Origin of the sequence: Alteromonas sp. AO-Serp (genome assembly GCF_017849675.1) — a bacterium.
GTDB classification, from domain to species: domain Bacteria; phylum Pseudomonadota; class Gammaproteobacteria; order Enterobacterales; family Alteromonadaceae; genus Alteromonas; species Alteromonas macleodii.
Genome location: NZ_JAFLMX010000047.1, coordinates 1 through 5,607, shown reverse-complemented (window position 1 = coordinate 5,607; position 5,607 = coordinate 1). Strand labels below are relative to the sequence as shown.

The 5,607-nt window shown below is 46.0% G+C and carries 4 protein-coding genes; 1 reads left to right on the top strand and 3 read right to left on the bottom strand.

Annotation, left to right across the window (positions count from 1 at the left end):
* A partial coding sequence (locus QVA83_RS04305) for a methyl-accepting chemotaxis protein (RefSeq protein ID WP_287498150.1) occupies window positions 1-832 on the top strand: 832 nt, incomplete at its 5' end.
* Between the two features lie 170 nt (window positions 833-1,002).
* Here the strand turns inward: QVA83_RS04305 and rpoD are convergent.
* From rpoD to QVA83_RS04290, 3 genes are all read right to left on the bottom strand, one after another.
* Window positions 1,003-2,835, bottom strand: a complete 1,833-nt coding sequence (rpoD, locus tag QVA83_RS04300) for an RNA polymerase sigma factor RpoD (protein ID WP_014948265.1) — start codon at window positions 2,833-2,835, stop codon at window positions 1,003-1,005.
* 482 nt (window positions 2,836-3,317) lie between these two features.
* Window positions 3,318-5,096 (bottom strand): DNA primase, encoded by a 1,779-nt coding sequence (gene dnaG / locus QVA83_RS04295; RefSeq protein WP_156077894.1) that lies wholly within the window; start codon window positions 5,094-5,096, stop codon window positions 3,318-3,320.
* A gap of 189 nt (window positions 5,097-5,285) precedes the next feature.
* Window positions 5,286-5,607, bottom strand: a 322-nt coding sequence (locus QVA83_RS04290; protein ID WP_287498149.1) for a GatB/YqeY domain-containing protein, incomplete at its 5' end; no start/stop codon positions are given.

Below are 5,607 nucleotides of genomic sequence, written 5' to 3'. Positions count from 1 at the left end.
TGTGGTAGAAGCGAGTTTACCGCTATCAAACCTAGCGCAGAACTTACGCGGTGTAACGGAAGAAACCCAGCGCACCATTGATGTACAGCAAAAGTCTGCAACCAATGCTAAGCGTGCGGTAGATACAATGAGTGGCTCTGTTGACGGAGTTGCACATAGCGCAGCGCAGGCGGCAAGCGACGCTAACGAAGCGACAACAGCGGCCAGTGAAGGACGTCAAATCGTACAGCAAACCGTTACCAGTATTCAGCAGCTTGCTGAGAACGTACGCGAAACCGCTGACGTTATAGCTCGTTTAGAGTCTGATTCTAATAAAGTTGGCTCGGTGCTGGATGTGATTAAAGGCATTGCAGAGCAAACTAACTTATTAGCGCTTAACGCCGCTATCGAGGCAGCTAGGGCGGGTGAACAAGGTCGAGGCTTTGCAGTGGTAGCTGATGAAGTAAGAACGCTAGCATCGCGCACACAGCAGTCTACGGAAGAAATTCAAAGTACTATTGAACAGCTTCAAAATGCTGCTCACTCAGCGGTAGAGGTAATGTCTCGTGGTACTGAACAAGCAACTAGCAGTGTAGAGACGGCTAATAAAGCGGGAAGCAGTCTAGAAACCATTACCAGTACTATTGGGCGCATCAATCAAATGAACGAGCAAATCGCGCACAATACCGAAGACCAGCGCACTGTAGCGGTTGACATAGTTCGTCACGTTGACGAAATTCATGAGCGTACCGAGCAAACGGCGAGCCGTTCAGGTGAATTAGGCAGCATGTGTAATGAGCTTGCTGACCTGGCGCAGCACCTTGAGTCAATTGCGAAGCAATTCAGAGTGTAACACCTTATCAAATGCTATTTAGGGCCTCCGCAAGGGGGCTTTTTTGTGGGCGCTAATTACATTTCAAAAGTCATTGTTACTAGCGTTAGTAACGCGGAATTAGGATAAAACGAAGGCATAAAAAAATCCCCAGCCAAGGCTGGGGATTTTTAGTCAAAGCAATGCTTTTTCTATTCGTCTAAGAAGCTGCGTAGCTGCTCAGAACGGCTAGGGTGGCGAAGTTTGCGAAGTGCTTTCGCTTCAATTTGACGAATACGCTCACGGGTTACGTCAAACTGCTTGCCTACTTCTTCAAGGGTGTGGTCAGTATTCATGTCGATACCGAAGCGCATACGAAGTACTTTTGCTTCACGGGCTGTTAGGCCTGCTAGTACTTCCTGCGTTGCATCTTTCAAGCTACCGCCAGTTGCTGAGTCGAGGGGCTGAATAATCGTGCTGTCCTCGATAAAGTCGCCAAGATGTGAATCTTCATCATCACCGATAGGGGTTTCCATCGAGATTGGCTCTTTAGCAATTTTAAGTACCTTACGAATTTTGTCTTCAGGCATTAACATGCGCTCTGACAACTCTTCAGGAGTAGGCTCACGACCCATTTCCTGAAGCATTTGACGAGAGATACGGTTAAGTTTGTTGATCGTCTCAATCATGTGAACAGGGATACGGATAGTACGCGCCTGGTCAGCAATAGAGCGAGTAATCGCCTGACGAATCCACCACGTTGCATAAGTTGAGAACTTATAACCACGACGGTATTCGAACTTATCCACCGCCTTCATTAGACCAATGTTACCTTCTTGAATAAGGTCTAGGAATTGAAGACCACGGTTGGTGTACTTCTTAGCAATTGAGATAACAAGACGTAAGTTGGCTTCAACCATTTCTTTCTTCGCGCGGCGTGCTTTCGCTTCACCGATTGACATGCGACGGTTGATGTCTTTGATATCTGCGATCACCAAGCCAGTTTCCTGTTCAACTTGGTTCATCTTGCTAATACAGCGCTCAATTTCTTCCTGATTTACAGCAAGGTCAGCGGCGTATGGCGCACCTGATTTAACTGCTTCATGTAACCATGCATTAGACGTTTCGTTGCCCGCAAATGCTTTGATGAAGTCTTTCTTCGGCATTTTTGCGTTAACCACGCAGAACTTCATTACTAGGCGCTCTTGAATACGCACTTTGTCCATCATCTCACGCATGTTCTTAACCATGCGATCGAACTGTTTTGGAACTAGGCGGAATTCTTTGAAAACATCGCTTAATGCATTGATTTGCGTGCGAGAGTCAGCATGAGCTCGGCCTTTCTTCTCGATAACTTCACGAGTTTTAAGGTATTGCTCACGAAGCTCAGTGAAACGCTCACGGGCTAACTCTGGGTCAACACCGCTATCGTCTTCGTCGCTATCGTCATCATCTTCATCGTCGTCTTCATCATCTAACTCTTCTTCAGATAATTCAGAACCAACGTGAGTAGCCGTTGGAGCAAGGTCTTGCTCATCGTTAGGATCAACAAAGCCAGAGATGATGTCGCTCAAGCGAATTTCTTCTGCTTCGTAAAGATCCCACTGGTCTAATAGATAAGTGATAGCTTCTGGGTATTCAGCAACTGAACATTGTACCTGGTTGATACCATCTTCAATTCGTTTAGCGATTTCAATTTCGCCTTCACGAGTAAGAAGTTCAACCGTACCCATTTCACGCATGTACATGCGAACTGGGTCAGTCGTACGGCCAATTTCACTTTCTACAGTAGCTAGTGCCTGAGCTGCCGCTTCTGCAGCATCTTCATCAGCATTCGCTTCTTGCATGAGAAGTTCGTCTGCATCAGGAGCTGATTCAGAAACTTGAATTCCCATGTCGTTAATCATGCGGATTATGTCTTCGATTTGATCAGAATCGACAATATCTTGCGGCAGGTGGTCGTTTACTTCTGCAAAGGTTAAGTAACCTTGCTCTTTACCTTTTGCAATCAGGAGTTTAATCTGAGACTGCTTGCTTTGCGCCATATAACCTACACTTCTCACATTCAATTAGTTTGCAATAGAAAAGACAACATACGTCTAGGTATGTTCCCCGTTCTGCTGTAGTACTGCTTTTGTATCAAGGCCGTTAATGCTCGATGCCACGCTGGTCTAAACCATTATGTTGCGATGCACATCTGCTCGGGTTCGGATCTGCCCGTTATGTTCGGCTATATCTTTGCTACTCGTGCTGCTGTATTTTTGTTCACTTTATAGTGAATGAGACACGTTTATCTGTGCCCACAGCGAATTAGCCAGTATAGCAGAATAAACGGTGGTTTTACCAGATTGATGGCCGATTTTTTAGCCAGTGTTTTTAAGCTATAAAACAGCGCGTATTCCAGACAGCGCGTATTCTTGCTAAAATAATCTCGTTAACTCAATCTCACTAACATAAGCGTTTAAAAAAAGCCTTATGCAAAAGCCTACAGAAGAACAGGCTAACCTCTAGGTCAGTTTGCCCAAGGTTAACTCTTCTGTCTTTCCCTCATAAGCAGGTTCAATTCCTGTTTTTCCGCCTGTGTCAGCGGCTGAACCCGCGAGCGTGAAATTAAGGTTTCAATGCGGCTATCGAAATGCCCGTCCAGTAAGCGAGCGAAGCTGTCGTTGTAAACCCGTTCAGCATCCTCGTCTTTAACCAAGTGTTCTTGTAACAATAATTTCGCGATAGTAGAAGAATGGGGATGGTCGCGGAAATTTTCAACAAGCTGCGCGGTTTTTGCTTGAGGGTGACTCACGCAATAGCGATGCACATCGCGTAATAAATCCATGCCAGCAGCGTTGCTGCCCGCAAAAATATCAATTTGAACGTCTTCACATAGTGTGGCTAATTCAGGTTTATCAAGCAGCAAGCGTATCAGCATGCGGAGCGGTGATAGTTTAGGCTTGTTTACTTGATTGCGATTCGGAGAATAAGCTTGCTTCGAACCTTGATTGGCTTTGGTGATATCTTGCTGAAGTTTAAACCGATCGAACTCGCCAGTGTGCTTGGCTAGTTCTTCCAGCAGCATTTGCTTTTGATCATCACCTAATGTGCTTTCGATAAGCGGCATTGCCGCTTTCTTAAGGGCAATTTTACCTTCCGGCGTGCCCACATTGTGCGTCTTTAATAAGTTTTCAAAGAAGAAGCGGGATAACGGCATAGCATCATCTAGCATTTCCATAAACGCATCTTTCCCCACCTGACGCACCATAGTGTCAGGGTCCTCGCCGTCGGGTAAGAATAAAAACGATATGCGCACGCCATCTTTTAGCGCCGGTAAGGCGTTCTCTAGCGCGCGCCATGCAGCTTCGCGCCCTGCGCGGTCGCCGTCATAACAGCATACAATATGAGACGTAGCACGAACCAGCATTTGAATATGTTCAGGCGTGGTAGCTGTACCTAAGGCTGCGGTAGCAATATTAATGTCGAACTGACTCAATGCCACAACATCCATATAGCCTTCAACAACAACAACCGTATCTAGCGTTCTATTATTCTGGCGCGCTGAGTAAAACCCGAAAAGCTCGCTGCCTTTATGAAAAATACGGGTTTCTGGTGAGTTTAAGTATTTAGGACCGCCATCATCTAAAACACGACCACCAAAGCCGACAACGCGACCTCGTTTATCCCTGATAGGAAACATTATGCGGTCGCGGAAGAAGTCGTAGGTACGTCCTTGGTCGTTTTTATTGACAAGCTTTAAATCGACCAGCTGCTTGATGCGCTGTGGGTCTTTACCAAAGGTATTTAGCAGCGCATCCCAGCTGTCAGGGGCGTAGCCAATTTCCCATTGCTTGACGATATCACCACTTAGCCCACGGTTTTTTAAATAGTCGATGGCTTTTTTACTATTTCCGTTTTGGCGCAACTGGTGCTGGAAAAAGCGTGTGACTTGTTCCATCACTGCATAGTCGTCTTGCTGTTGCTGCTTTTTCTCTTCGCTCATGGCAGGCCGACTGCCTTTTTCACGGGGGACTTCAAGCCCGTGATAACGGGCTAGCTCTTCAATCGCCTCGACAAATTCTAAGCGGTCGAATTCCATAATAAACGAGATAGCGTTACCGTGAGCGCCACAGCCGAAACAGTGGTAAAACTGTTTGTCTTGACTAACAGTGAAAGATGGCGACTTTTCGTTATGAAAAGGGCAGCACGCTTGGTAGTTTTTACCTGCTTTTTTAAGTTTAACTCGGCTATCTACCACTTCTACCACATCGGTACGTGACAGCAAGTCGTCTATAAAATCGCGAGGTATCTTTCCAGCCATGAGGGTACTTTCAACAAGAGTAAGTTAAAAAAGAATTAGAAAAGTACAAGTCGCAACAGCGTTTGAGACGACAAGTTACAACGTAATAAAAACAGTGAAGTACTGTAACAGGGAAGTGTTAAAATGAGAACAATGAAGGTGTGACAATGCACACCTTCAGGGTAATTCACTTTGACAAAAGTGCCGAGTTTAAGCGTTCAAGCGCGCTTTAATTTTTGCACTCAAAGCGCCCATGTCGGTGCGGCCTTGAACCTTGGGTTTCAAGGCGCCCATTACTTTACCCATATCCTGCATGCCCGATGCGCCGGTCGCTGCCATGGTTTCGTCGATAAGTGCATTTAGCTCATCGTCAGTCAAAGGCTGGGGTAAGAAATCTTCAATGTAAGTGATTTCTTCACGCTCTTTGCTAGCTAGGTCGTCGCGGTTTGCTGCGTCATATTGTGCAGCCGCGTCTTGGCGCTGCTTAACCATTTTGGTTAGAACAGCAAAGATCTCTCTATTATACACATCA